The following is a 20969-nucleotide window of genomic DNA, read 5'->3' on the forward strand; positions in this document are numbered from 1 at the left end:
CATCCGTGTCGGCAGGTTCGAACCGCTAAACTGACCGCAACACCCCAGAAGCCCCAACATGAGCCTCATCCCCGCCACCATCCTCACCGGCTTCCTCGGTTCCGGCAAGACGACGCTGCTCAAGCGCGTGCTGAGCGAGGCGCACGGCCAGAAGATCGCGATCATCGAGAACGAGTTCGGCGAAGAGAACATCGACAACGACATCCTGGTCAACGAAACCCAGGAGCAGATCGTGCAGATGAGCAATGGCTGCATCTGCTGCACGATCCGCGAGGACCTGCGTTCGGCGCTGCAGCTGCTGGCCGCGAAGAAGCGCAAGGGCATGCTCGATTTCGACCGCGTCGTGATCGAGACGACCGGCCTGGCCGATCCCGGCCCCGTGGCGCAGACCTTCTTCATGGACGACGAGATCGCCGAGAGCTACCTGCTCGATTCCATCCTGACCCTGGTCGACGCCAAGCACGCGGACAAGCAGCTGGACGAGCGCCAGGAGGCACGCCGCCAGGTGGGTTTCGCCGACCAGATCTTCATCTCCAAGACCGACCTCGTCGGCAAGGACGAGGTGGACGCGCTGGTGCACCGGCTCAAGCACATGAACCCGCGGGCGCCGCAGCAGGCCGTGCACTTCGGCGACGTGCCGATCAAGGACGTCTTCGACCTGCGCGGCTTCAACCTCAACTCCAAGCTCGACATCGATCCCGACTTCCTGAAGGAAGAAGAGCACGACCACGCGCACCACGCTCATGATCACGATCACGAGCACGGTGAACACTGCGACCACCCGCATCACCATGCCCACGACGACGACGTCAAGAGCTTCGTCTTCCGCTCCGAGCGCCCGTTCGACCCGATGAAGCTGGAGGACTTCCTGGGCGCCATCGTGAACATCTACGGGCCCAAGATGCTGCGCTACAAGGGCGTGCTGAACATGAAGGGCACCGAACGCAAGGTGATCTTCCAGGGCGTGCACCAGCTGATGGGAAGCGACCTGGGTCCCGAGTGGGCCGAAGGCGAGCAGCGCCTGTCCAAGATGGTGTTCATCGGCATCGACCTTCCCAAGGACATCTTCCTGCAGGGCCTCGAGCAGTGCCTTGTCTGACGCGCCGCGTCGGCGCGGTCTGAGCGGCGCGGGGCGGGAGGCAGGCTTACGCTGGCCCCCCAGCAGCCGCCGCGCCCTGACATGTTTGTCTCGCTTCCGCAACTCACGGCCTCACCCGTCAGAGGGGCAGGGCCGGCGCGCGCCCACGAAAAGGAGGCCCACGGTCGTGCAGAGCCCTTAACTCAGGGTATAAATCGCGGTCATGACGGCGCTGACTCCAGTAAAACGAAAGGCAGGCATGCGGATATTTCGCCGCACGCCGCCGGCGCCGACGCGAGGAGACGGGAAGTGAAGGCTCAGCCCAAGGCCGCTGCGAAGAAGACAGCGGTGAAGACTCCCGCCAAGGCCGCCAAGCCGGCGGCCAAGGCCGTGAAGGCAGCCGCCAAGAAGGCTCCCGCGAAAACTCCAGCCAAGACAAGCAAGCCAGCCGCCAAGGCGGCCAAGCCCGCGGCGAAAGCCGCGAAACCCGCGGCCAAGGCGGTCCCCGCCAAGGCCGTGAAGACGGCACCGAAGGCGGCCAAGACCGCCAAGACCACGGCCGGCAAGGTCGTGGGCGTGGTCGCCAAGGCTGTCGTGACCGGCGCCAAGGCGGTCGTGGCGGCCGCCAAGAAGATTCCTGCCAAGGCGAGCCCCGCGCCGGCGAAAGCCGCGCCCGCCGTCAAGGCGTCCCCTCCACCCGCAGCACCCGCACCCGCCCCGGCCCGCGCCGCGAGCGTGCAGGCCACGCGTCCGGCTTCGGCCGCGCCGCGTGCCCAGTCCGCCGCCAACGCAATGCCGCAGGCCCCGACTGCTGCCAAGGCAAGTTACACCCCCATGGCAACCCATTCCGTCCTCACGCCCCCGCCCGTCGTGTCCATCAAGAAGGACCCGAAGCTGGCCAACAACTGGAAGACCAAGTCCGCCGAGGAGCTCACCGACGAAGAAGTCCTGGCCATGGCGGACACGGAGTACATGAACGACAAGCAGATGGCGTTCTTCCGCCTGAAGCTGCTGCACCTGAAGCAGGAAATCCTGAACAGCGCCGGCGAGACCACCGAGCACCTGCGCGAGGAGACGGTCATCGTCCCCGATCCCGCCGATCGCGCGACGATCGAGGAAGAGCATGCGCTGGAGCTGCGCACGCGGGACCGCGAGCGCAAGCTGCTCAAGAAGATCGAGCAGTCGATCGCGCGCATCGACGCGGGCGACTATGGCTACTGCGACGAGACCGGCGAGCCGATCGGCGTGGGCCGCCTGCTCGCGCGCCCCACGGCGACGCTGTCGCTCGAGGCGCAGCAGCGCCGCGAGCTCAAGCAGAAGATGTTCGGCGACTGACGCCGCGCCTGCCGCAGTAACCCTCCCGACCCTCGCACATGTCGAACAGAGACGATTCCGCTCCCGGTGGCCTGTTGTCCCGGGTGGTGCGCTTCGTCCGCAACCCGGCGAGCGGCTTCAACGAGAACGAAGGCCACGAAGCCGATCGCGAGAGCTCGTACTCCAAGCAGATGCTCAAGGAGATGATCGAGCGCAAGCGGCGCAACGACTTCGTGCGCAAGCGCGAGTTCGACATGCTGCGCAAGATGCGCCGCAGCGAGGTGCTCGCGGGCCAGGACCCCGGGCTGCGTCCCTCGTTCTTCCAGAGCTCGATGCCGTCCAAGCCGGACGATCGCGCCACCACGCTCAAGAAGATCGACGAGATCGAGGCGCAGATGTCCATGCAGTGGTGGAAGACCAAGCATGGCGGCAACTCGCAGATGCCCACCGGTGGCAGCGGCTTTCCGATGTCCGCGCACGTGCCGCCCGACGCGATGCGCCAGCAGCCCGCCCCGTCCGCGTCGGCGGCCGGCAGCTATTCGCGCACGGCACCGCAGGATCTCTCGGCCGCGGCGCGCGCCGCCACGACGATGCTGCCCGCCTCGCAGCTCGATTCCGTGCTGCCCGAGGCCACCACGCACGCCATGGGCCTCCTGCCCGCGCGGCAGCAACCCGCCCCGCAGCAGCCGTCCCCCGCGCAGCAGCAACCCGGCGCGCAGCCGGCCGACGGCGGTGGCCGCGCGGAGCTGCCGCCGCTGGATTTCGATGCGCAGCAGCCCACTGCGCGTGAGGTTGCCGCCGCCGGCGCGCCCAGCGTGCCCAACACCGCACCCAGCACCTTCTCGCCGTCCAAGCAGTTCGCGATCCAGGTCGAGGAGTTCGCCCACGACCCGGAGCTGGAGGAAGCGTCCATCCGCTTTGCCAACGGCGACAACGAGGGCGCCGAGGCCGGGCTGCTGGAAGTGCTCGCCCCGAACGCCACGCGCGTCAACCACGACGAGACCTGGCTGACACTGTTCGACCTGTACCGCGCCGCCGGCTGGCAGCCGAAGTTCGAGAGCGCCGCGATCGATTTCGCCAGCCGTTTCGGCCGCTCGGCGCCGCAGTGGTTCTCGATGCCCGAGATCATCGCCAAGATGAACACGCCCACGGCGGCCCAGGCCGCGGCGGCGGCGGGCCAGGACAAGGCGGACTGGACCTGCCCTGCGGTGTTCGGCACGCAGACCGGTGCCGCGCTGAACGCGGCGCTCGGGCGCGCCACCCAGCCCTACAAGCTGAACTGGAGCAAGCTCACTTCCATCGTGGACGGCGCGGTGGAACCGCTCACCAAGCTGTTCACGCAGTGGGCCGGCCAGAACGTGCAGCTGCGCTTCATCGGCGCCGACGCGATCGAGAAGGTGCTGCGCGAGGCCACGCCTTCGAGCGACCGCTCGGTGAATCCGGCGTGGTGGAAGCTGCGCATGGAAGTCCTGCGCGTGATGCACCGCCCCGACGAGTTCGAGCTGGTGGCGCTGGACTACTGCGTGACCTACGAGGTGTCCCCGCCGTCCTGGGACAGCGCGCGCTGCGACTACAAGTCGCTGCAGCCCGATGGCAGCCTGGCCAGCCGCAACACCATCATCGGCGAGGCCTTCCGCGATTCGGTGGTCTCCAGCGTGATGAACTTCGGCGACTCGCAGATGCACGGCATGAGTTCGCAGCTCTCCAGCGTGGCGACCGTGGAGCTTTCGGGCCAGATCCTCGGCGACGGCAAGGAGGCGCTCGAACTGCTCGATGCCAAGCTGGCCGACGCCGACATCATGATCATCTCCTGCGCCCGCCTGATGCGCATCGACTTCACGGCGGCCGGCACCCTGCTCAACTGGGTGACGGCGCGCGAGGGCGAAGGGCGGCAGGTGCAGTTCTCCGACGTGCACCGGCTGGTGGCGGCGTTCTTCAACGTCATCGGCATCAGCGAGCACGCGCGCATCACCATTCGCAACGAATGACCGCACGGCCGGCGCCGTGCATGACCTTGCCGCCCGCGGCGGCTTCGATGACAAAATGACTTGAGAAGGCGCCGAATGGCGCCATCTCATCATTTCGTCATTGACGCGGAAGCGAAGTCATTCCGTCATTCTCCATGGAACAGTTTCACGGCACGACCATCGTCAGCGTGCGGCGCCAGGGCGCCGACGGCCGCTGGCAGGTAGCGATCGGCGGCGACGGACAGGTCACCCTGGGCAACATCGTCATCAAGGGCACTGCGCGCAAGGTGCGCAAGCTCTACCACGACAAGGTCATCGCCGGCTTCGCCGGCGCCACCGCGGACGCCTTCACCCTCTTCGAACGCTTCGAAGGCAAGCTGGAGAAGCACCAGGGCCACCTGGTGCGCGCCGCCATCGAACTGACCAAGGACTGGCGCACCGACCGCGTGCTGCGCCGGCTCGAGGCCATGCTCGCCGTGGCGGACCGCGACTCCTCGCTGATCATCACCGGCAACGGCGACGTGCTCGAGCCGGAACAGGGGATCGTGGCGATCGGTTCCGGCGGCGGCTACGCGCAGGCCGCGGCCAAGGCGCTCCTGGACAACACCGAGATGGGCGCGCGCGAGGTGGTCAAGAAGTCGCTCGAGATCGCGGGACAGCTTTGCATCTACACGAACATGAACCACACCATCGAGGTCCTCGAATGAGCTCGATGACTCCCCAGGAAATCGTCTCCGAACTGGATCGCCACATCGTCGGCCAGAAGGACGCCAAGCGCGCGGTGGCCATCGCCCTGCGCAACCGCTGGCGGCGCCAGCAGGTGGACGAGAAGCTGCGCTCCGAGATCACGCCCAAGAACATCCTCATGATCGGCCCCACGGGCGTGGGCAAGACGGAGATCGCGCGGCGCCTGGCCAAGCTCGCGGACGCGCCCTTCATCAAGGTGGAGGCGACCAAGTTCACCGAGGTGGGCTACGTCGGCAAGGACGTGGACTCCATCATCCGCGACCTCGCGGAGATCGCGGTCAAGCAGACGCGCGTCGCCGAGATGCGCAAGGTGCGCACGCGCGCCGAGGACGCCGCCGAGGAACGCATCCTGCAGGTGCTGATCCCGCTGGCGCGCGGCGAGGAGGGCGGCGGCGAAAGCACGGCGCGCCAGGTGTTCCGCAAGAAGCTGCGCGAAGGCCTGCTCGATGACAAGGACGTCGAGATCGACATCGCCGAGCCCAAGCCGCAGCTGGAGATCATGGGGCCGCCCGGCATGGAAGACATGGCGGAGCAGCTCAAGAGCGTGTTCGGCCAGTTCGGCAACGTGCGGCGCAAGTCGCGCAAGCTCAAGATCCGCGAGGCGATGAAGCTGCTGGTGGAGGAGGAGGCCGCCTCCCTGGTGAACGAGGACGAGATCAAGGCCGCAGCCGTCCAGAACGCGGAGCAGAACGGCATCGTGTTCATCGACGAGATCGACAAGGTCGCCGCGCGCGCCGAGGGCTCCGGCCCCGACGTGTCGCGCCAGGGCGTGCAGCGCGACCTGCTGCCGCTGGTGGAGGGCACGACCGTGTCGACGAAGTACGGGCCGATCCGCACGGACCACATCCTGTTCATCGCCAGCGGCGCCTTCCACCTGTCCAAGCCCAGCGACCTGATCCCGGAACTGCAGGGCCGCCTGCCGATCCGCGTGGAGCTGTCCTCGCTCTCGGTGCAGGACTTCGAGGCGATCCTCACGTCCACGCACGCGTCGCTGGTCAAGCAGTACCAGGCCCTGCTGGCCACGGAGAACGTGACGGTGGAGTTCACGCCGGAGGGCATCACGCGCCTGGCGCAGATCGCCTACGACGTGAACGAGCGCACCGAGAACATAGGCGCGCGCCGTCTCTCGACGGTCATGGAGCGCCTGCTGGACGAGGTGAGCTACGAGGCGACCCGCCTCGGGGGCCAGACGGTGAACGTGGATGGCAGCTACGTCGATGCGCGCCTGGGCGAGTTGAGCCGCAACGAGGATCTCTCGCGCTACATCCTTTGACTGCGCTCGTGCAACACATCAAGTGCCCCAGCTAAGTGCTGGATTTGAAAAGGAAATCGGAGGCCTCGCGCCTCCGGTTTCGTTTCTAAGTGCTTGATTTCATTGCCAAAAAGTTCCAACACGGGTTGCGCCTCAACGATTTCCTGATACAGTGCAAAAAAGTGGCAGGAAGTGGGGGATCGTGGGAAACCACTCCCCCTTTGCCGTTTCATCGCAGTGAGGGCAGATCAAGGTGTTCCAGGGCGCGTCGTCGCTGAGTCTCGATGCAAAGGGGCGGCTCTCCATGCCGACCCGGCATCGTGACGTCATCGCCGCGACCGCGAACAACCAGCTCACGATCACGCGCCACCCGCACGGCTGCCTGATGATTTTTCCGCGGCCCGACTGGGAAACATTTCGTGAACGCATCGCCCAGCTCCCCATGGCCGCGCAGTGGTGGAAGAGAATCTTCTTGGGCAACGCCATGGACGTCGAACTCGATTCGACCGGCCGCGTGCTGGTGTCGCCCGAGCTGCGTGCCGCGGCAGGCATCGAGAAGGACGTGATGCTGCTCGGCATGGGCAACAACTTCGAACTCTGGGACAAGGCGACCTACGAGGCCAAGGAGGCCGAGGCGATGCGAGGCGACATGCCCGATGCCTTCAAGGAATTCTCTTTCTGAAAGAAGGCGGTGGACTCCACATGGCACCACACCACCGTCTTGTTGAACGAAGCAGTCGACGCCCTCGTTACCAAGCCGGATGGAATCTATGTCGACGCGACCTTTGGTCGCGGCGGTCACTCACGCGCGCTGCTCTCCCGGCTGGACGAGAAGGGCCGGCTGATCGCGTTCGACAAGGATCCGGAGGCGGTCTCCGTGGCCAATGCGATCGAGGACCAACGCTTCGAGATCCGGCACCAGGGTTTCGCCGCCCTGCACGAGCTGGAAGCGGGCTCCGTGACCGGCATCCTGATGGACCTGGGCGTGAGCTCGCCGCAGATCGACAACCCGGCGCGGGGATTTTCCTTTCGTTCCGACGGCCCGCTGGACATGCGCATGGACACCACCCGGGGCACCAGCGCCGCGGAGTGGCTCGCCACGGCATCGGTCGAGCAGATGGCGGAGGTCATCCGTGACTATGGCGAAGAACGGTTTGCTGTTCAGGTTGCAAAGGCGATTGCAGCTCGCCGACAGGAGCGCGGCCCTCTTGCAACGACCTCGGAGCTGGCCCAGCTCGTGGCTGGTGCGGTCCGCACCCGCGAGGCCGGCCAGGACCCTGCCACGCGGACATTTCAGGCTCTTCGGATTTTCGTCAACGGCGAGCTCGAAGAACTGCAGGAGGCGCTGAGCGCCAGCCTGGACGTGCTGCAAACGGGAGGCCGACTGGTGGTCATCAGCTTCCATTCGCTGGAAGACCGGATCGTCAAGCAGTTCATCGCGAAGCATTCGCGCGATGAAGTGGACCGGCGCGCGCCCTTCGCGGCGCCCAAGCCCATGAAGCTGCGGGCCATCGAGCGCGTGAAGCCGACCGAAGCCGAGGTGGCCGCCAACCCGCGCGCCCGCAGCGCCATCATGCGCGTCGCCGAGAGGACCGCTGCATGATGCTGCGCCTGAACCTCACGCTGCTGGTGTCGCTTCTCGCAAGCGCGCTGTATCTCGTCCAGGTGCAGTACGAATCGCGCCGCCTCTACACCGAAGTGGAGCGGGCGCAGAACGAGGCGCGCAAGCTCGAGGTCGAGCACGAGCGCCTGCAGGTCGAAAAGCGCGCCCAGGCAACGCCTGCCCGCGTGGAGAAGCTCGCCAAGGAGCAGCTGCACATGAAGCCCGCCACGCCCGCGATCACGCAGTACGTGACGCTCAAGGGCACGGCCGCCGGCGTGGAGGCTGCCCAATGAGCGGGCGGGTCGTCGCGTATTCGTCCAGCCCGCTGCTGGCCAGCCGCACGCCGGTGTGGCGCAGCAAGTTCATCGTGGCCGGCATCGCGCTCGCCTTCCTCGGGCTCGCGGGCCGCGCGGCGTGGGTGCAGGTCTTCGGCAACGAGTTCTACCTCAAGCAGGGCGAGGTGCGCTTCGCCCGCACCCTGGAGCTCGCCGCCAACCGGGGCCGCATCCTGGACCGCAACGGCCTGCTGCTGGCCAGCAGCGTGCCGGTGCCCAGCGTCTGGGCCAGCCCCGAGGACCTGGAGCGCGACAAGGTCAAGCTCGCCCAGCTGGCCAGGCTGTTGCAGATGCCGCTCGCCGAGCTCATGGTCAAGCTGGACGACTCGGAGAAGTCCTTCGTCTGGCTCAAGCGCCAGGTCGACGAGGCGACGGCGCGCCAGGTGACCGCGCTGGACATCAAGGGCGTGTTCCTGCGCAAGGAATACCGCCGCCAGTACCCCGAGGGCGAGGCGGCGGCGCACGTGGTGGGCTTCACCAACGTGGAAGACAAGGGCCAGGAAGGGGTGGAGCTCGCCTTCAACAAGGAGCTGGCCGGCCGACCCGGCTCGCGCCACGTCATCAAGGACCGGCTGGGCCGCATCGTGGAAGACGTCGGCGAGCAGGTGCCGCCGGTGGACGGCAAGGACCTGCAGCTGTCGATCGACAGCAAGGTGCAGTTCTTCGCGTACCAGAAGCTGCGCGACGCGGTGCTGGAGAACAAGGCCAAGGCCGGCAGCGTGGTGGTGCTGGACGCGCACACCGGCGAGGTGCTGGCGCTGGCGAACTACCCGAGCTACTCCCCTAACAACCGGCAGAACCTCACCGGGGCGCAGCTGCGCAACCGCGCGCTCACCGACACCTTCGAGCCGGGCTCCACGATGAAGCCCTTCGTGGTGTCGCTGGCGCTGGAAAAAGGGCTGGTCACGCCCAACACGCCGATCAACACCAACGGCGGCCGCCTGACCATCAACGGCTCGACCATCAGCGACTCGCATGGCCACAACGTGCTGACGGTGACCGAGGTCATCCAGAAGTCCAGCAACATCGGCACGGTCAAGATGGCGATGCAGCTGCAGCCGCGCGAGATGTGGGAGCTGTACACGCAGGTGGGCCTCGGCCAGCGTCCGCAGGTGCCGTTCCCCGGCGTGGTCAGCGGCAAGTTGCGCGCGTACAAGACCTGGCGGCCGATCGAGCAGGCCACCATGAGCTACGGCTACGGGCTGTCCACCAGCCTGTTCCAGCTCGCGCGGGCCTACACCGTGTTCGCCCGCGACGGCGAGCTCGTCCCGGTCACCCTGCAGAAGACCGACGTGCCCGCCCCCGGCGTGCGCGTGCTGGACCCCGCCACCGCGCAGACGATGCGGCAGATGCTGCACCTGGTGACGCTCAACGGCGGCACCGCGCCGCGCGCGCAGACCATGGGCTATTCCGTGGGCGGCAAGACGGGCACCGCGCACAAGCAGGAAGGCAAGGGCTACGCCCAGAACAAGTACCGCGGCGTCTTCGTGGGCATTGCGCCCATCGACAAGCCGCGCATCGTCGTCGCCGTGATGATCGACGAGCCGAGCAACGGCCGCTACTTCGGCGGCGACGTCGCCGCGCCGGTGTTCAGCGCCACCGTGCAGCAGAGCCTGCGCATGCTGGGCGTGCAGCCCGACATGAACGTCAAGCCCCAGGTGGTGGTGCAGGCCGTGGAGGAATCCTTCTGATGCAGGTCCTGCGCACGCCCCGGGAAGCCGCCGACTGGCTGCGCGCGCGCGTTGCCGGCGACGTGCATTGCGACAGCCGCCAGGTCGGCGCGGGCGACGGCTTCATCGCGTGGCCGGGGGCGGCCACGGACGGGCGCAAGTTCGTCAACAGCGCCTTGCAGCAGGGGGCGAAAGCCTGCCTCGTGGAGCTTGCCGGCAGCCAGGCTTACGGATTCACCAGCGATGCGGTCGCTGCCTATGAGGGACTCAAGGCGGCGACCGGCCCCATCGGCGCGCTGTTCTACGGCGAGCCTTCGCACGACCTGGACGTCCTGGCGGTGACCGGCACCAACGGCAAGACCTCCACCGCCTGGTGGCTGGCGCAGGCCCTCACCAACGTCGGCCGTTCCTGCGGCATCGTCGGCACGCTGGGCATCGGCCGTCCCCCGCACGTGGAGCACACCGGCCTGACCACGCCCGACCCGGTGCTGATGCAGCGCCACTTCCGCCGCTTCCTGCAGGAGGGCGCCAAGGCCTGCGCCATCGAGGCGTCCTCGATCGGCATCGTGGAGCGCCGCCTGGATGGCACGCGCATCCGCGTCGCCGCCTTCACCAACTTCACGCAGGACCACCTGGACTACCACGGGTCCATGCAGGCCTACTGGGATGCCAAGGCACAGCTGTTCGACTGGCCCGGCCTGCAGGCGGCGGTGCTCAACGTCGACGACGCGAAGGGCGCGGAGCTGCAAGGCAAGCTGCAGGGCCGCCTGGACGTGTGGACGGTTTCCTGCGAGCGCGCGGCGCGGCTGCAGGCGCTGGAGATCGGCTACACGGACCAGGGCCTGCGTTTCCTCGTGGCCGAAGGGGCCGAACGCCACGAGTTGCGCACGCAGCTGATCGGGCAATACAACGTCTCCAACCTGCTCGGCGTGGTGGGCATGATGCGCGCGCTGGGCGTGCCGCTCGCGCAGGCCGTGGGCGCCTGCGCCAACCTGCTGCCCGTGCCGGGCCGCATGGAGCGGATCAACGAACCCGGCCAGCCCCTGGTGGCCGTCGACTACGCGCACACGCCGGACGCGCTGGAAAAGGGCCTGCAGGCCCTGCAGCCGCTGGCGCGGCAGCGCGGCGGCAAGCTCTGGTGCGTGTTCGGCTGCGGCGGCGACCGCGATGCGAGCAAGCGCCCGCTGATGGCGCAAGTCGCCGGCATGAATGCGGACTGCGTGGTCGTCACCAGCGACAACCCGCGCAGCGAAGACCCCCAGGCCATCATCGGTCAGATCCTGCAAGGCCTCGCGCAAGCGGACGCGGCCACGGTGCAGGCCGATCGCGCCCGCGCGATCGCGGACAGCATCGCCGCGGCGGCGGCGCAGGACGTGATCCTGCTGGCCGGCAAGGGGCACGAAGACTACCAGGAGATCGCGGGCGTGAAGCACGCCTTCTCCGACCAGGCGCATGCAGCGCAGGCGCTGAGGAACCGAAAGTGAAAGAAACCATGTTCAGCCTGCGGCAGGCCGCCGAATGGACCGGCGGCCGGCTCGTGGGCGACGGCGACGCGCAGGTGCGGCGCGTCCACAGCGACACGCGCACCCTGCAGCCGGGCGACCTGTTCGTCGCGCTCAAGGGCGAGCGCTTCGACGCCAACGACTTCCTCGCCGACGCCCAGGCCAAGGGCGCGCTCGCGGCCATCGCGCAGCCCGGACGGCTGCCCACGGGCATGCCCGGCATCGAGGTGGAGGACAGCAAGCTGGCGCTGGGCCGGCTGGCGAACGCCTGGCGCAAGCGCCACACGCTGCCGCTGATCGCGGTGACCGGCAGCAACGGCAAGACGACGGTCACGCAGATGGTCGCCTCCATCCTGCGGGCCTGGCATCCGCAGGCGCACCTGGCCACCGAAGGGAACCTGAACAACGACATCGGCTTGCCGCTGACTTTGCTGCGCCTGCGTTCGGCCCACCGCATCGGCGTGATCGAGCTCGGAATGAACCATCCCGGCGAGATCGCCTACCTCGCGAAGATCGCGGAACCCACGGTGGCGCTCGTGAACAACGCGCAGCGCGAGCACCAGGAATTCATGGCCACCGTGGAAGCCGTGGCGCGCGAGAACGGCAGCGTGTTCGACGCGCTGCCCCGCAAGGGCGTCGCGGTCTTCCCCGCCGGCGATGCGTACACGATGCTCTGGACGGCCCTGGCCGAGGCGCGCCCTTGCATGACTTTCGGCGACGCGGGCAGCGGCGCCGACCTCCGTCTGGCCGGGTCTGAATGGCAAGAGGGACACTGGCAGGTGCGGGCCGAGTCGCCCGCCGGGCCCATGCAGTTCCGACTCCATATCGCCGGCCGCCACAACGTGTTCAACGCGCTCGCGGCCGCGACCTGCGCCCTGGCCGCCGGTGTGCCGCTGGCCGCCGTGGCGCGCGGGCTGGAAGCGTTCCAGCCGGTCAAAGGCCGCTCGCGCGCGCTGGGCGTCGCACTGGGCCAGCGCACCGTCACGCTGGTCGACGACACCTACAACGCGAACCCCGACTCGGTGCGTGCGGCGATCGACGTGCTGGCGGAACTGCCCGGCCCGCGCCTGCTGGTGCTGGGCGACATGGGGGAAGTGGGCAACCAGGGCCCGGCCTTCCACGCCGAGGTCGGCGACTACGCGCGCGAACGCGGGATCGAGCAGCTGTTCACGCTGGGCGACCAGGCGGCGGGCATGAAGGGCCGCCATTTCGCCGACGTCGAAGCGCTCAATGCCGCCGTGCTGCAGGCGCTGGCGTCCGCGTCCAGCGTGCTGGTCAAGGGCTCGCGCTTCATGAAGATGGAACGGGTGGTGGAAGCCATCACCGCCCACGCAGAACAAGCCAAGGGGGGCGCCGATGCTCGTTAGCCTCGCAGCCTGGATGCAGAGCCACGGCCACGAGTTCGGCTTCTTCCGCGTCTTCCAGTACATCACCTTCCGCGCGGTGATGGCGGCCATGACGGCGCTGCTGATCGGCATCATCGCCGGGCCGTGGGTGATCCGCCGCCTGGCGGCGCTCAAGATCGGCCAGCCGGTGCGCGAGTACGCCATGCAGACGCACCTGGTCAAGAGCGGCACGCCGACGATGGGCGGGGTGCTGATCCTGATTTCCGTCGCGATCTCCACCCTCCTGTGGTTCGACTGGACCAACCGCTTCGTCTGGATCGTGATGCTGGTGACGCTGGGCTTCGGCACGGTCGGCTGGGTCGACGACTGGCGCAAGGTGGTCAACAAGGACCCGGAAGGCATGCCCTCGCGCGAGAAGTACTTCTGGCAGTCGCTGATCGGCCTCGTCGCCGCCCTGTATCTGGCCTTCAGCGTGTCGGAGACGACGAACGAGCGCGTGCTGGGCCTGTTCTTCGACTGGGTGCGTTCCGGCTTCGACATGAACCTGCCGCCGCGCGCCGGCCTGCTGGTGCCCTTCGTCAAGGAGATCAACTACCCGCTGGGCGTGTTCGGCTTCATGATCCTGACCTACCTGGTCATCGTCGGCTCGAGCAACGCGGTGAACCTCACCGATGGCCTGGACGGCCTGGCGATCATGCCGGTGGTGATGGTGGGCTCGGCGCTGGGCGTCTTCTGCTACGTGACCGGCAGCTCGGTGTTTTCCAAGTACCTGCTGCTGCCCTACATCCCCGGTTCGGGCGAGCTGCTGATCTTCTGCGCCGCGCTGGCGGGCGCCGGCCTCGCCTTCCTGTGGTTCAACGCCCACCCCGCGCAGGTGTTCATGGGCGACGTCGGCGCGCTGGCGCTCGGCGGCGCGCTGGGCACCATCGCCGTCATCGTGCGCCAGGAGATCGTGCTGGCCATCATGGGCGGCATCTTCGTGGTGGAAGCGCTGTCGGTGATGGTGCAGGTGCTGTACTTCAAGTACACCAAGCGCAAGTACGGCGAGGGCCGGCGCATCCTGCTGATGGCGCCGCTGCACCACCACTTCGAGAAAACCGGCTGGAAGGAGACGCAGGTCGTGATCCGCTTCTGGATCATCACGATGCTGCTGTGCCTGGTCGGCCTGTCCACGCTGAAGCTGCGGTGATGGAACAACTGCGCGACCAGACCGTCCTCGTCCTTGGCTGCGGCGCGTCCGGGCTCGCCATGGCGCGCTGGTGCGCCCAGGCCGGCGCGCAGGTCACGGTCGCCGACACGCGCGAGGCGCCGCCCCAGCTGGCGCAACTGCAGGAGCAGGTGCCGACGGCGCGCTTCGTCGCCGGTCCGTTCGCGGCCGCGCTGCTCGAAGGCCAGCAGCTCGTGCTGCGCAGCCCCGGGCTCACCCCCGCACAGGTCGCCGAGGTGGAAGGCGCTGCGCGCGAGCGCGGCATCCCGGTGCGCGGCGAGCTGGGCCTGTTCGCCGACGCGCTGGCGGCCATGAAGCAGTCCGAGGGCTACCACCCGGCCGTGCTGGCGGTCACCGGCACCAACGGCAAGACCACGGTCACATCGCTCACCGGCCAGCTCGTGGAGCGCAGCGGCAAGACGGTTGCCGTGGCCGGCAACATCGGCCCGACCCTGCTGGACACCTTGGCGCAAAAGCGGGAATCCGGCGCGCTGCCGCAGGTGTGGGTCATCGAGCTCTCCAGCTTCCAGCTCGACGGCGTCACCGGCTTCGAGCCCACCGCGGCCACCGTGCTGAACGTGACCCAGGACCACCTGGACTGGCACGGCACGATGGAAGCCTACGCCGGCGCCAAGGCCCGCATCTTCGGCCAGACCGCCAGGATGATCCTGAACCGCGAAGACCCGCTGGTCATGAAGATGCTGCCGGAGCCGGTGCGGCTGAAGGGCGGCAAGTACGAGCAGCGCGACTACGTGACCTTCGGCGGCGACCTGCCCAGGCGCCCCGGCGACTTCGGCCTCGAGGTCGTGCACGGCATGGCCTGGCTGGTGCGCGCGCACGAAGCCGACGAGACCGAGAAGCGCAAGCGCGATTCCGAAGAGGAACTGCACCTGCAGCGCTTCATGCCCGCCGACGCCCTGCGCGTGCGGGGGCGCCACAACGCGATCAACGCGCTGGCGGCCCTGGCCCTGGCGACGTCCGCGGGCTGCCAGCTCGCCCCCATGCTGTACGGGCTGCGCGAATACCGCGGCAAGCCGCATCGGGTGGAACCGGTGGCGATCGTCAACGAGGTCGAGTACTTCGACGACAGCAAGGGCACCAACGTGGGCGCCACGGTGGCTGCGCTGCAGGGGCTGGGCGCGGAGCGCAAGCTGGTCGTGATCCTGGGCGGCGACGGCAAGGGGCAGGACTTCGCGCCGCTGGCCGATCCCGTGGCGCGCTATGCACGCGCCGCCGTGCTGATCGGCCGCGACGGCCCGCAGATCCGCGCCGTGCTGGAAGGCACCGGCGTGCCCTTGATCGACGCGGCGACCATGGAAGAAGCGGTGAAGCTGGCGACCCAGCGTGCCCATGCCGGCGACGCCGTGCTGATGTCGCCGGCCTGCGCCAGCTTCGACATGTTCCGCAACTACCCGCACCGCGCCGAGGTGTTCCGCGCCGCGGTGCAGGCCGTGGCCGACGAGGCCGGCGCGATGGTGCAGGGAGGCGAGGCGTGAGTTTCGCCAGCGTCATCGGGGGCCTGCGCAATCCCTTCGCCCGGCGCGACACGTCGGCCGACTGGATGCGGGGCCGTGCCCGGCACGACATGCCCAACATCCACACCTTCGACCCCGCGCTGCTGTGGGTCACGGTGGCCCTGCTCGCGTGGGGGCTGGTGATGGTGTATTCCGCCTCGATCGCGTTGCCGGACAACCCGCGCTTCGGCCGCTATGCGCACACCTATTTCCTGAGCCGGCATGCGCTCTTCCTGGCCCTGTCCTTCGTGGTCGGCCTGCTGGCCTTCCAGGTGAAGGTCGAGACCTGGGAGCGCGTCGCCCCGTGGCTGTTCGTGGTCTCGCTGCTGCTGCTGATCGTGGTGCTCATCCCGCACATCGGCAAGGGCGTCAACGGCGCCCGCCGCTGGATCGGCCTGGGCCCGATCTCCTTCCAGCCTTCGGAACTCGCCAAGTTCGCCGTCCTGCTCTATGCCGCCAACTACATGGTGCGCAAGATGGAGGTGAAGGAGCGCTTCTTCCGCGCCGTGCTGCCGATGGCCGTCGCCGTGGCGGTGGTGGGCGTGCTGCTGCTGGCGGAGCCGGACATGGGCGCCTTCATGGTGATCGCGGTGATCGCCATGGGCATCCTGTTCCTGGGCGGCGTCAACGCCCGCATGTTCTTCCTGATCGCGGCGGTGATGGTGGTCGCCTTCATGCTGATGATCGCGTTCTCCGACTGGCGGCGCGAGCGCATCTTCGCCTACCTCGACCCGTGGAACGAGAAGTACGCCCTGGGCAAGGGCTACCAGCTCTCGCACTCCCTGATCGCGATCGGCCGCGGCGAGATCTTCGGCGTCGGCCTGGGCGGCAGCGTCGAGAAGCTGCACTGGCTGCCCGAAGCCCACACCGACTTCCTGCTGGCCGTGATCGGCGAGGAGTTCGGGCTGGTCGGCGTGATCGCGCTGATCGGCGCCTTCCTCTGGATGACGCGCCGGATCATGCACATCGGCCGGCAGGCGATCGCGCTGGACCGCGTGTTCGCCGGCCTCGTGGCGCAGGGCGTGGGCATCTGGATGGGGTTCCAGGCCTTCATCAACATGGGCGTGAACCTGGGGGCGCTGCCCACCAAGGGCCTGACGCTGCCGCTGATGTCCTATGGCGGCTCCGCGGTGCTGATGAACGTGGTGGCGATCGCCGTGGTCCTGCGCATCGACTACGAGAACCGCACCCTGATGCGTGGGGGCCGGGCATGAAGACCGCACTCGTGATGGCGGGGGGCACCGGTGGCCACATCTTCCCGGGTCTTGCGGTCGCCGAGGCGCTGCGCGCCCGCGGCTGGAACGTCCACTGGCTGGGTGCCCCGGACAGCATGGAAAGCCAGCTGGTGCCGCCGCGCGGCTTCCCGCTCGAGACGGTCGCCTTCGGCGGCGTGCGCGGCAAGGGGCTCAAGACGCTCGTGCTGCTGCCGCTGAAGCTGCTGCGTGCCTTCTGGCAAAGCCTGCAGGTGGTGCGCCGCGTGCGGCCCGACGTCCTGGTCGGGCTGGGCGGCTACATCACCTTTCCCGGCGGCATGATGGGCGTGCTGCTGGGCAAGCCGCTGGTGCTGCACGAGCAGAACTCGGTGGCCGGCATGGCCAACAAGGTGCTGGCCGGCGTCGCCGACCGCGTCTACAGCGCCTTCCCGCAGGTCCTCAAGAAGGGCGAGTGGGTGGGCAACCCCTTGCGCGAGCCCTTCCTGCACCAGGAGCCACCGGAGCAGCGCTTCGCCGGCCGCAGCGGGCCGCTGAAGGTGCTGGTGGTGGGCGGCAGCCTGGGCGCGCGCGGCCTCAACGAGGTGGTGCCCCAGGCCCTCGCGCGCATCCCCGCCGCGCAGCGCCCGCACGTGCTGCACCAGAGCGGCGCCAAGCAGATCGACGAGCTGCGCGCCAACTATGCGAAGGCCGGCGTGGCGGCGGAACTCACGCCCTTCATCGAGGACACGGCCGGCGCCTTCGCCGAAGCCGACCTGGTGATCTGCCGCGCCGGCGCCAGCACCGTGACGGAGATCGCCGCGGTGGGCGCCGCGGCGCTGTTCGTTCCCTTTCCCGCGGCCGTCGATGACCACCAGACCACGAACGCGAAGTTCCTGGTGGACGCCGGCGGCGGCTGGCTCGTGCAGCAGCACGAGCTCACTCCCGACAAGCTGGCCACCACGCTGATCACGCTGACGCGCGACGAACTGCTGCGCCGCGCGGTGGCGGCCAAGAAGTTGCAGAAGACCCAGGCGACCGAACAGGTGGTCGCCGCCTGCGAGGCCCTCGCACGATGAAACACGCGATCAAACACATTCACTTCGTCGGCATCGGCGGCGCCGGCATGTCCGGCATCGCCGAGATCCTGCGCAACCTCGGCTACCTGATCTCCGGCTCCGACATCGCCGACAGCCCCACCGTGCGCCGGCTGCAGGAGCTGGGCATCCAGACCTTCATCGGCCACGCCGCCGCCAACGTGATCGGCGCCGATGCGGTGGTCACGTCCACCGCCGTGCAGGCGGACAACCCCGAGGTGGTCGCCGCCCGCAAGCGCAAGATCCCCATCGTCCCGCGTGCGGTGATGCTGGCGGAGCTGATGCGCCTGAAGCAGGGCATCGCCATCGCCGGCACGCACGGCAAGACGACCACCACCAGCCTGGTGGCGAGCGTCCTGGCCGAGGGCGGGCTCGACCCGACCTTCGTGATCGGCGGCAAGCTCAACAGCGCCGGCGCGAACGCCAAGCTCGGCTCGGGCGACTACATCGTGGTGGAGGCGGACGAGTCCGACGCCTCCTTCCTGAACCTGTTCCCGGTGATGGCGGTGGTGACCAACATCGACGCCGACCACATGGACACCTACGGGCACGACTTCAACAACCTGAAGAAGGCCTTCATCGACTTCCTGCACCGCATGCCCTTCTACGGCACGGCCATCCTGTGCAACGACGACGCCGCGGTGCGCTCCATCATTCCCGAGGTGCAGTGCCCGGTGACCACCTACGGGCTGGAAGAGGGCGCCCAGGTGCGCGCCGTCGACATCCAGGCGGTCGGGCCGCAGATGCACTTCACCGTGCAGCGGCGCAATGGCGTCACGCTGCCGGACATGCGGGTGAAGCTGAACGCGGTGGGCAGGCACAACGTGCTGAACGCGCTGTCGGCCATCGCGATCGCGACCGAGTTGAACATCCCCGACGACGCGGTCGTCAAGGCGCTGGGCGAGTTCCGCGGCGTCGGCCGGCGCTTCCAGAGCTATGGCGAGATCGCCGTGCCGGCCGCGCAGGGCGGCGGCAAGTTCACCGTGATCGAGGATTACGGCCACCATCCGGTGGAGATGAAGGCCACGCTCGCCGCCGCGCGCGGGGCTTTTCCCGGCAAGCGCCTGGTGCTCGCGTTCCAGCCGCACCGCTACACGCGCACGCGCGACTGCTTCGAGGACTTCGTGCAGGTCCTGGGCACCGCCGACGTGGTGCTGCTCTCGGAGGTGTATTCCGCCGGCGAGGAACCCATCGTCGCCGCCGACGGCCGCTCGCTCGCGCGCGCCGTGCGCGTGAGCGGCAAGGTGGAGCCGCAGTTCGTGGCCGACATCGCCGAGATGCCCCAGGCCATCCTGGCCACCGTGCGCGACGGCGACGTCGTGATGTGCATGGGAGCCGGCTCGATCGGCACCGTCCCGGCCAAGGTCGTGGAAGCGGGAGGCAAGGCATGAACCCGAAGGACTTCGGCAAGGTGGCCGTCCTCATGGGCGGCAGGTCGGCGGAGCGCGAGATCTCGCTGCTGTCCGGCGGCGGCGTGCTGCAGGCACTGCAGTCCCGGGGCGTGGATGCGCACGCCTTCGACCCGGCGCAGCGGGACATGGCGGCGCTGCGCCAGGAGGGCTTCCAGCGCTGCTTCATCGCGCTGCACGGCCGCTTCGGCGAGGACGGCACGGTGCAAGGCGCCCTGGAGCTGCTGGGCATCCCGTACACCGGCTCCGGCGTGATGGCCTCCGCGATCTCCATCGACAAGGTCATGACCAAGCGCGTGTGGCTGGCCGAGGGCATTCCCACGCCGAAGTACCAGCTGCTGCGCCGCGGCGCCTACCAGCGCGAGCAGCTGATCAAGATTCCCGACGACCTGGGCCTGCCCCTGATCGTCAAGCCGGCGCGCGAGGGCTCTTCCATCGGCGTCGCCAAGGTCAAGGGCTACTCCGAGATGCAGGGCGCCGTGGAGGCGGCCGCCGCCCTGGACGCCGACGTCCTGTGCGAGCAGTTCATCTCCGGCGACGAGGTGACCTGTCCCATCCTGGGCACGGGCGACGGCGCCCGGGCCTTGCCGGTGATCCGCATCGTGGCGCCCGAAGGCAACTACGACTACCAGAACAAGTACTTCACCGACGACACGAAGTACCTGGTGCCGTGCGGCCTGCCGGCCGGCGAGGAGCAGGCCATCCAGGCACTGGTGGTGAAGGCCTACCGCGTGCTGGGCTGCCGCGGCTGGGGCCGCATCGACGTGATGATCGATGCCGCCACGCGCAAGCCGTCGCTGCTGGAAATCAACACCTCGCCCGGCATGACCGGCCACTCGCTGGTGCCGATGTCGGCCCGCGCGGCCGGCATCAGCTACGAGGACCTGTGCGTGCAGCTGCTGGCGGACGCGGCGCTGGACCAGCCACCGGGAGCCGGCCAGGCATGAAACAGAAGCCGCTGCCCCTGCCGCTGGACGTCAGGCTGATGAACATCACCGCCACGGTGCTGTTCACGGCCTGCGGCCTGCTGCTCGTGGCGGCGCTGGGCTGGTGGGCGCTGCGCCATCCGGTGTTCGCCATCGGCGGCATCGTCGTGCAGGGCGACGTGGCGCACAACAGCGCCGCCACCCTGCGGGCGAACGTCGCGCCGAGGCTGCGCGGCAATTTCTTCACGGTGGACCTCCATGCCGCGCGGCAGGCGTTCGAGGCGGTGCCCTGGGTCCGGCAGGCGGTGGTCAAGCGCCAGTTCCCCAACAAGCTGCGCGTGCAGCTGCAGGAGCACGAACCCGAGGCGCTGTGGGGCGCCGATTCCGAATCACGCCTGGTCAACACCTACGGCGAGGTGTTCGAGGCCAACCCCGGGGACGTGGAGAGCGAAGGGATGCCGCGGCTGGTGGGGCCGGAAGGCTCCGCCGCCCAGGTGCTCGCGATGTACCACGGCCTCGAGCCCATGCTGGAAAAGCTGGACCTGTCGGTGGAGGAAGTGACGCTCACCGGACGCGGCGGCTGGTCCATGACGCTGGACAGCGGCGCGGCGGTGGAACTGGGACGCGGGACGGCGGAGGAGGTGCTCGCGCGCAGCCAGCGCTTCGCGTCGACGCTGACCCAGGTGGCGGCGAAGTACGGGCGCAGACCCGAGGCCCTGGTGACCGCGGACCTGCGGCACACGGACGGCTATGCGGTGAAGTTGAGGGGCGTGACCACGGCGGACGCGGGCGCGAAGAGGAACTGAGGAAGA

Annotated in this window: 18 protein-coding genes; all 18 read left to right on the top strand. The window is 68.5% G+C overall.

Annotation, left to right across the window (positions count from 1 at the left end; all coding sequences use genetic code 11):
• Positions 1 to 58: 58 nt before the first annotated feature.
• Complete coding sequence (locus AC3EGR_RS07660) at positions 59 to 1099, top strand: CobW family GTP-binding protein (RefSeq protein WP_488545856.1); 1041 nt, start codon at positions 59 to 61, stop codon at positions 1097 to 1099.
• Positions 1100 to 1426: 327 nt separating this feature from the next.
• Positions 1427 to 2413 (top strand): RNA polymerase-binding protein DksA, encoded by a 987-nt coding sequence (gene dksA, locus AC3EGR_RS07665; protein WP_488545857.1) that lies wholly within the window; start codon positions 1427 to 1429, stop codon positions 2411 to 2413.
• A 38-nt stretch (positions 2414 to 2451) separates the two neighbouring features.
• Positions 2452 to 4380 (top strand): type IV pilus assembly protein FimV, encoded by a 1929-nt coding sequence (locus AC3EGR_RS07670; protein ID WP_488545858.1) that lies wholly within the window; start codon positions 2452 to 2454, stop codon positions 4378 to 4380.
• A 134-nt stretch (positions 4381 to 4514) separates the two neighbouring features.
• The gene (hslV, locus tag AC3EGR_RS07675; protein WP_488545859.1) at positions 4515 to 5066 is read left to right on the top strand and encodes an ATP-dependent protease subunit HslV; all 552 of its coding nucleotides are present in this window, start codon (positions 4515 to 4517) and stop codon (positions 5064 to 5066) included.
• A complete protein-coding gene (gene hslU / locus AC3EGR_RS07680; protein WP_488545860.1) occupies positions 5063 to 6379 on the top strand; it encodes an ATP-dependent protease ATPase subunit HslU in 1317 nt (438 codons plus the stop codon). The genes hslV and hslU overlap by 4 nt, the downstream gene beginning before the upstream one ends.
• A 232-nt stretch (positions 6380 to 6611) precedes the next feature.
• The gene (gene mraZ / locus AC3EGR_RS07685) at positions 6612 to 7040 is read left to right on the top strand and encodes a division/cell wall cluster transcriptional repressor MraZ (RefSeq protein ID WP_488545861.1); all 429 of its coding nucleotides are present in this window, start codon (positions 6612 to 6614) and stop codon (positions 7038 to 7040) included.
• Between the two features lie 9 nt (positions 7041 to 7049).
• Positions 7050 to 7961 (top strand): 16S rRNA (cytosine(1402)-N(4))-methyltransferase RsmH, encoded by a 912-nt coding sequence (gene rsmH / locus AC3EGR_RS07690; protein WP_488545862.1) that lies wholly within the window; start codon positions 7050 to 7052, stop codon positions 7959 to 7961.
• Positions 7961 to 8254: a cell division protein FtsL gene (ftsL, locus tag AC3EGR_RS07695; RefSeq protein WP_488545966.1), complete on the top strand. Its 294-nt coding sequence runs from the start codon at positions 7961 to 7963 to the stop codon at positions 8252 to 8254. Before rsmH ends, ftsL begins: the two co-directional genes overlap by 1 nt.
• Complete coding sequence (locus AC3EGR_RS07700; RefSeq protein WP_488545863.1) at positions 8251 to 9987, top strand: peptidoglycan D,D-transpeptidase FtsI family protein; 1737 nt, start codon at positions 8251 to 8253, stop codon at positions 9985 to 9987. The genes ftsL and AC3EGR_RS07700 overlap by 4 nt, the downstream gene beginning before the upstream one ends.
• The gene (locus AC3EGR_RS07705; protein WP_488545864.1) at positions 9987 to 11450 is read left to right on the top strand and encodes a UDP-N-acetylmuramoyl-L-alanyl-D-glutamate--2,6-diaminopimelate ligase; all 1464 of its coding nucleotides are present in this window, start codon (positions 9987 to 9989) and stop codon (positions 11448 to 11450) included. Before AC3EGR_RS07700 ends, AC3EGR_RS07705 begins: the two co-directional genes overlap by 1 nt.
• Positions 11451 to 11458: 8 nt before the next feature.
• Positions 11459 to 12835, top strand: a complete 1377-nt coding sequence (locus AC3EGR_RS07710) for a UDP-N-acetylmuramoyl-tripeptide--D-alanyl-D-alanine ligase (RefSeq protein WP_488545967.1) — start codon at positions 11459 to 11461, stop codon at positions 12833 to 12835.
• Positions 12825 to 14003: a phospho-N-acetylmuramoyl-pentapeptide-transferase gene (gene mraY, locus AC3EGR_RS07715; RefSeq protein WP_488545865.1), complete on the top strand. Its 1179-nt coding sequence runs from the start codon at positions 12825 to 12827 to the stop codon at positions 14001 to 14003. Before AC3EGR_RS07710 ends, mraY begins: the two co-directional genes overlap by 11 nt.
• The gene (gene murD, locus AC3EGR_RS07720) at positions 14003 to 15517 is read left to right on the top strand and encodes a UDP-N-acetylmuramoyl-L-alanine--D-glutamate ligase (RefSeq protein WP_488545866.1); all 1515 of its coding nucleotides are present in this window, start codon (positions 14003 to 14005) and stop codon (positions 15515 to 15517) included. Before mraY ends, murD begins: the two co-directional genes overlap by 1 nt.
• A 65-nt stretch (positions 15518 to 15582) precedes the next feature.
• The gene (ftsW, locus tag AC3EGR_RS07725) at positions 15583 to 16749 is read left to right on the top strand and encodes a putative lipid II flippase FtsW (RefSeq protein WP_488545968.1); all 1167 of its coding nucleotides are present in this window, start codon (positions 15583 to 15585) and stop codon (positions 16747 to 16749) included.
• The gene (gene murG / locus AC3EGR_RS07730; RefSeq protein ID WP_488545867.1) at positions 16746 to 17804 is read left to right on the top strand and encodes an undecaprenyldiphospho-muramoylpentapeptide beta-N-acetylglucosaminyltransferase; all 1059 of its coding nucleotides are present in this window, start codon (positions 16746 to 16748) and stop codon (positions 17802 to 17804) included. The genes ftsW and murG overlap by 4 nt, the downstream gene beginning before the upstream one ends.
• Positions 17801 to 19213, top strand: coding sequence for a UDP-N-acetylmuramate--L-alanine ligase (gene murC / locus AC3EGR_RS07735; RefSeq protein WP_488545868.1), 1413 nt, complete (start codon positions 17801 to 17803; stop codon positions 19211 to 19213). Before murG ends, murC begins: the two co-directional genes overlap by 4 nt.
• A complete protein-coding gene (locus tag AC3EGR_RS07740; RefSeq protein WP_488545869.1) occupies positions 19210 to 20178 on the top strand; it encodes a D-alanine--D-alanine ligase in 969 nt (322 codons plus the stop codon). The genes murC and AC3EGR_RS07740 overlap by 4 nt, the downstream gene beginning before the upstream one ends.
• Positions 20175 to 20963: a cell division protein FtsQ/DivIB gene (locus AC3EGR_RS07745; protein WP_488545870.1), complete on the top strand. Its 789-nt coding sequence runs from the start codon at positions 20175 to 20177 to the stop codon at positions 20961 to 20963. Before AC3EGR_RS07740 ends, AC3EGR_RS07745 begins: the two co-directional genes overlap by 4 nt.
• Positions 20964 to 20969: the final 6 nt, after the last annotated feature.

The organism is Ramlibacter sp. G4-7 (genome assembly GCF_057784995.1).

What these genes read in the sequence shown, in the direction of transcription:
- AC3EGR_RS07660 (WP_488545856.1), top strand. Translation starts at nt 59, where the DNA reads ATGAGCCTCATCCCCGCCACCATCCTCACCGGCTTCCTCGGTTCCGGC.
- AC3EGR_RS07670 (WP_488545858.1), top strand. Translation starts at nt 2,452, where the DNA reads ATGTCGAACAGAGACGATTCCGCTCCCGGTGGCCTGTTGTCCCGGGTG.
- hslV (WP_488545859.1), top strand. Translation starts at nt 4,515, where the DNA reads ATGGAACAGTTTCACGGCACGACCATCGTCAGCGTGCGGCGCCAGGGC.
- hslU (WP_488545860.1), top strand. Translation starts at nt 5,063, where the DNA reads ATGAGCTCGATGACTCCCCAGGAAATCGTCTCCGAACTGGATCGCCAC.
- ftsL (WP_488545966.1), top strand. Translation starts at nt 7,961, where the DNA reads ATGCTGCGCCTGAACCTCACGCTGCTGGTGTCGCTTCTCGCAAGCGCG.
- AC3EGR_RS07700 (WP_488545863.1), top strand. Translation starts at nt 8,251, where the DNA reads ATGAGCGGGCGGGTCGTCGCGTATTCGTCCAGCCCGCTGCTGGCCAGC.
- AC3EGR_RS07705 (WP_488545864.1), top strand. Translation starts at nt 9,987, where the DNA reads ATGCAGGTCCTGCGCACGCCCCGGGAAGCCGCCGACTGGCTGCGCGCG.
- AC3EGR_RS07710 (WP_488545967.1), top strand. Translation starts at nt 11,459, where the DNA reads ATGTTCAGCCTGCGGCAGGCCGCCGAATGGACCGGCGGCCGGCTCGTG.
- mraY (WP_488545865.1), top strand. Translation starts at nt 12,825, where the DNA reads ATGCTCGTTAGCCTCGCAGCCTGGATGCAGAGCCACGGCCACGAGTTC.
- murD (WP_488545866.1), top strand. Translation starts at nt 14,003, where the DNA reads ATGGAACAACTGCGCGACCAGACCGTCCTCGTCCTTGGCTGCGGCGCG.
- ftsW (WP_488545968.1), top strand. Translation starts at nt 15,583, where the DNA reads ATGCGGGGCCGTGCCCGGCACGACATGCCCAACATCCACACCTTCGAC.
- murG (WP_488545867.1), top strand. Translation starts at nt 16,746, where the DNA reads ATGAAGACCGCACTCGTGATGGCGGGGGGCACCGGTGGCCACATCTTC.
- murC (WP_488545868.1), top strand. Translation starts at nt 17,801, where the DNA reads ATGAAACACGCGATCAAACACATTCACTTCGTCGGCATCGGCGGCGCC.
- AC3EGR_RS07740 (WP_488545869.1), top strand. Translation starts at nt 19,210, where the DNA reads ATGAACCCGAAGGACTTCGGCAAGGTGGCCGTCCTCATGGGCGGCAGG.
- AC3EGR_RS07745 (WP_488545870.1), top strand. Translation starts at nt 20,175, where the DNA reads ATGAAACAGAAGCCGCTGCCCCTGCCGCTGGACGTCAGGCTGATGAAC.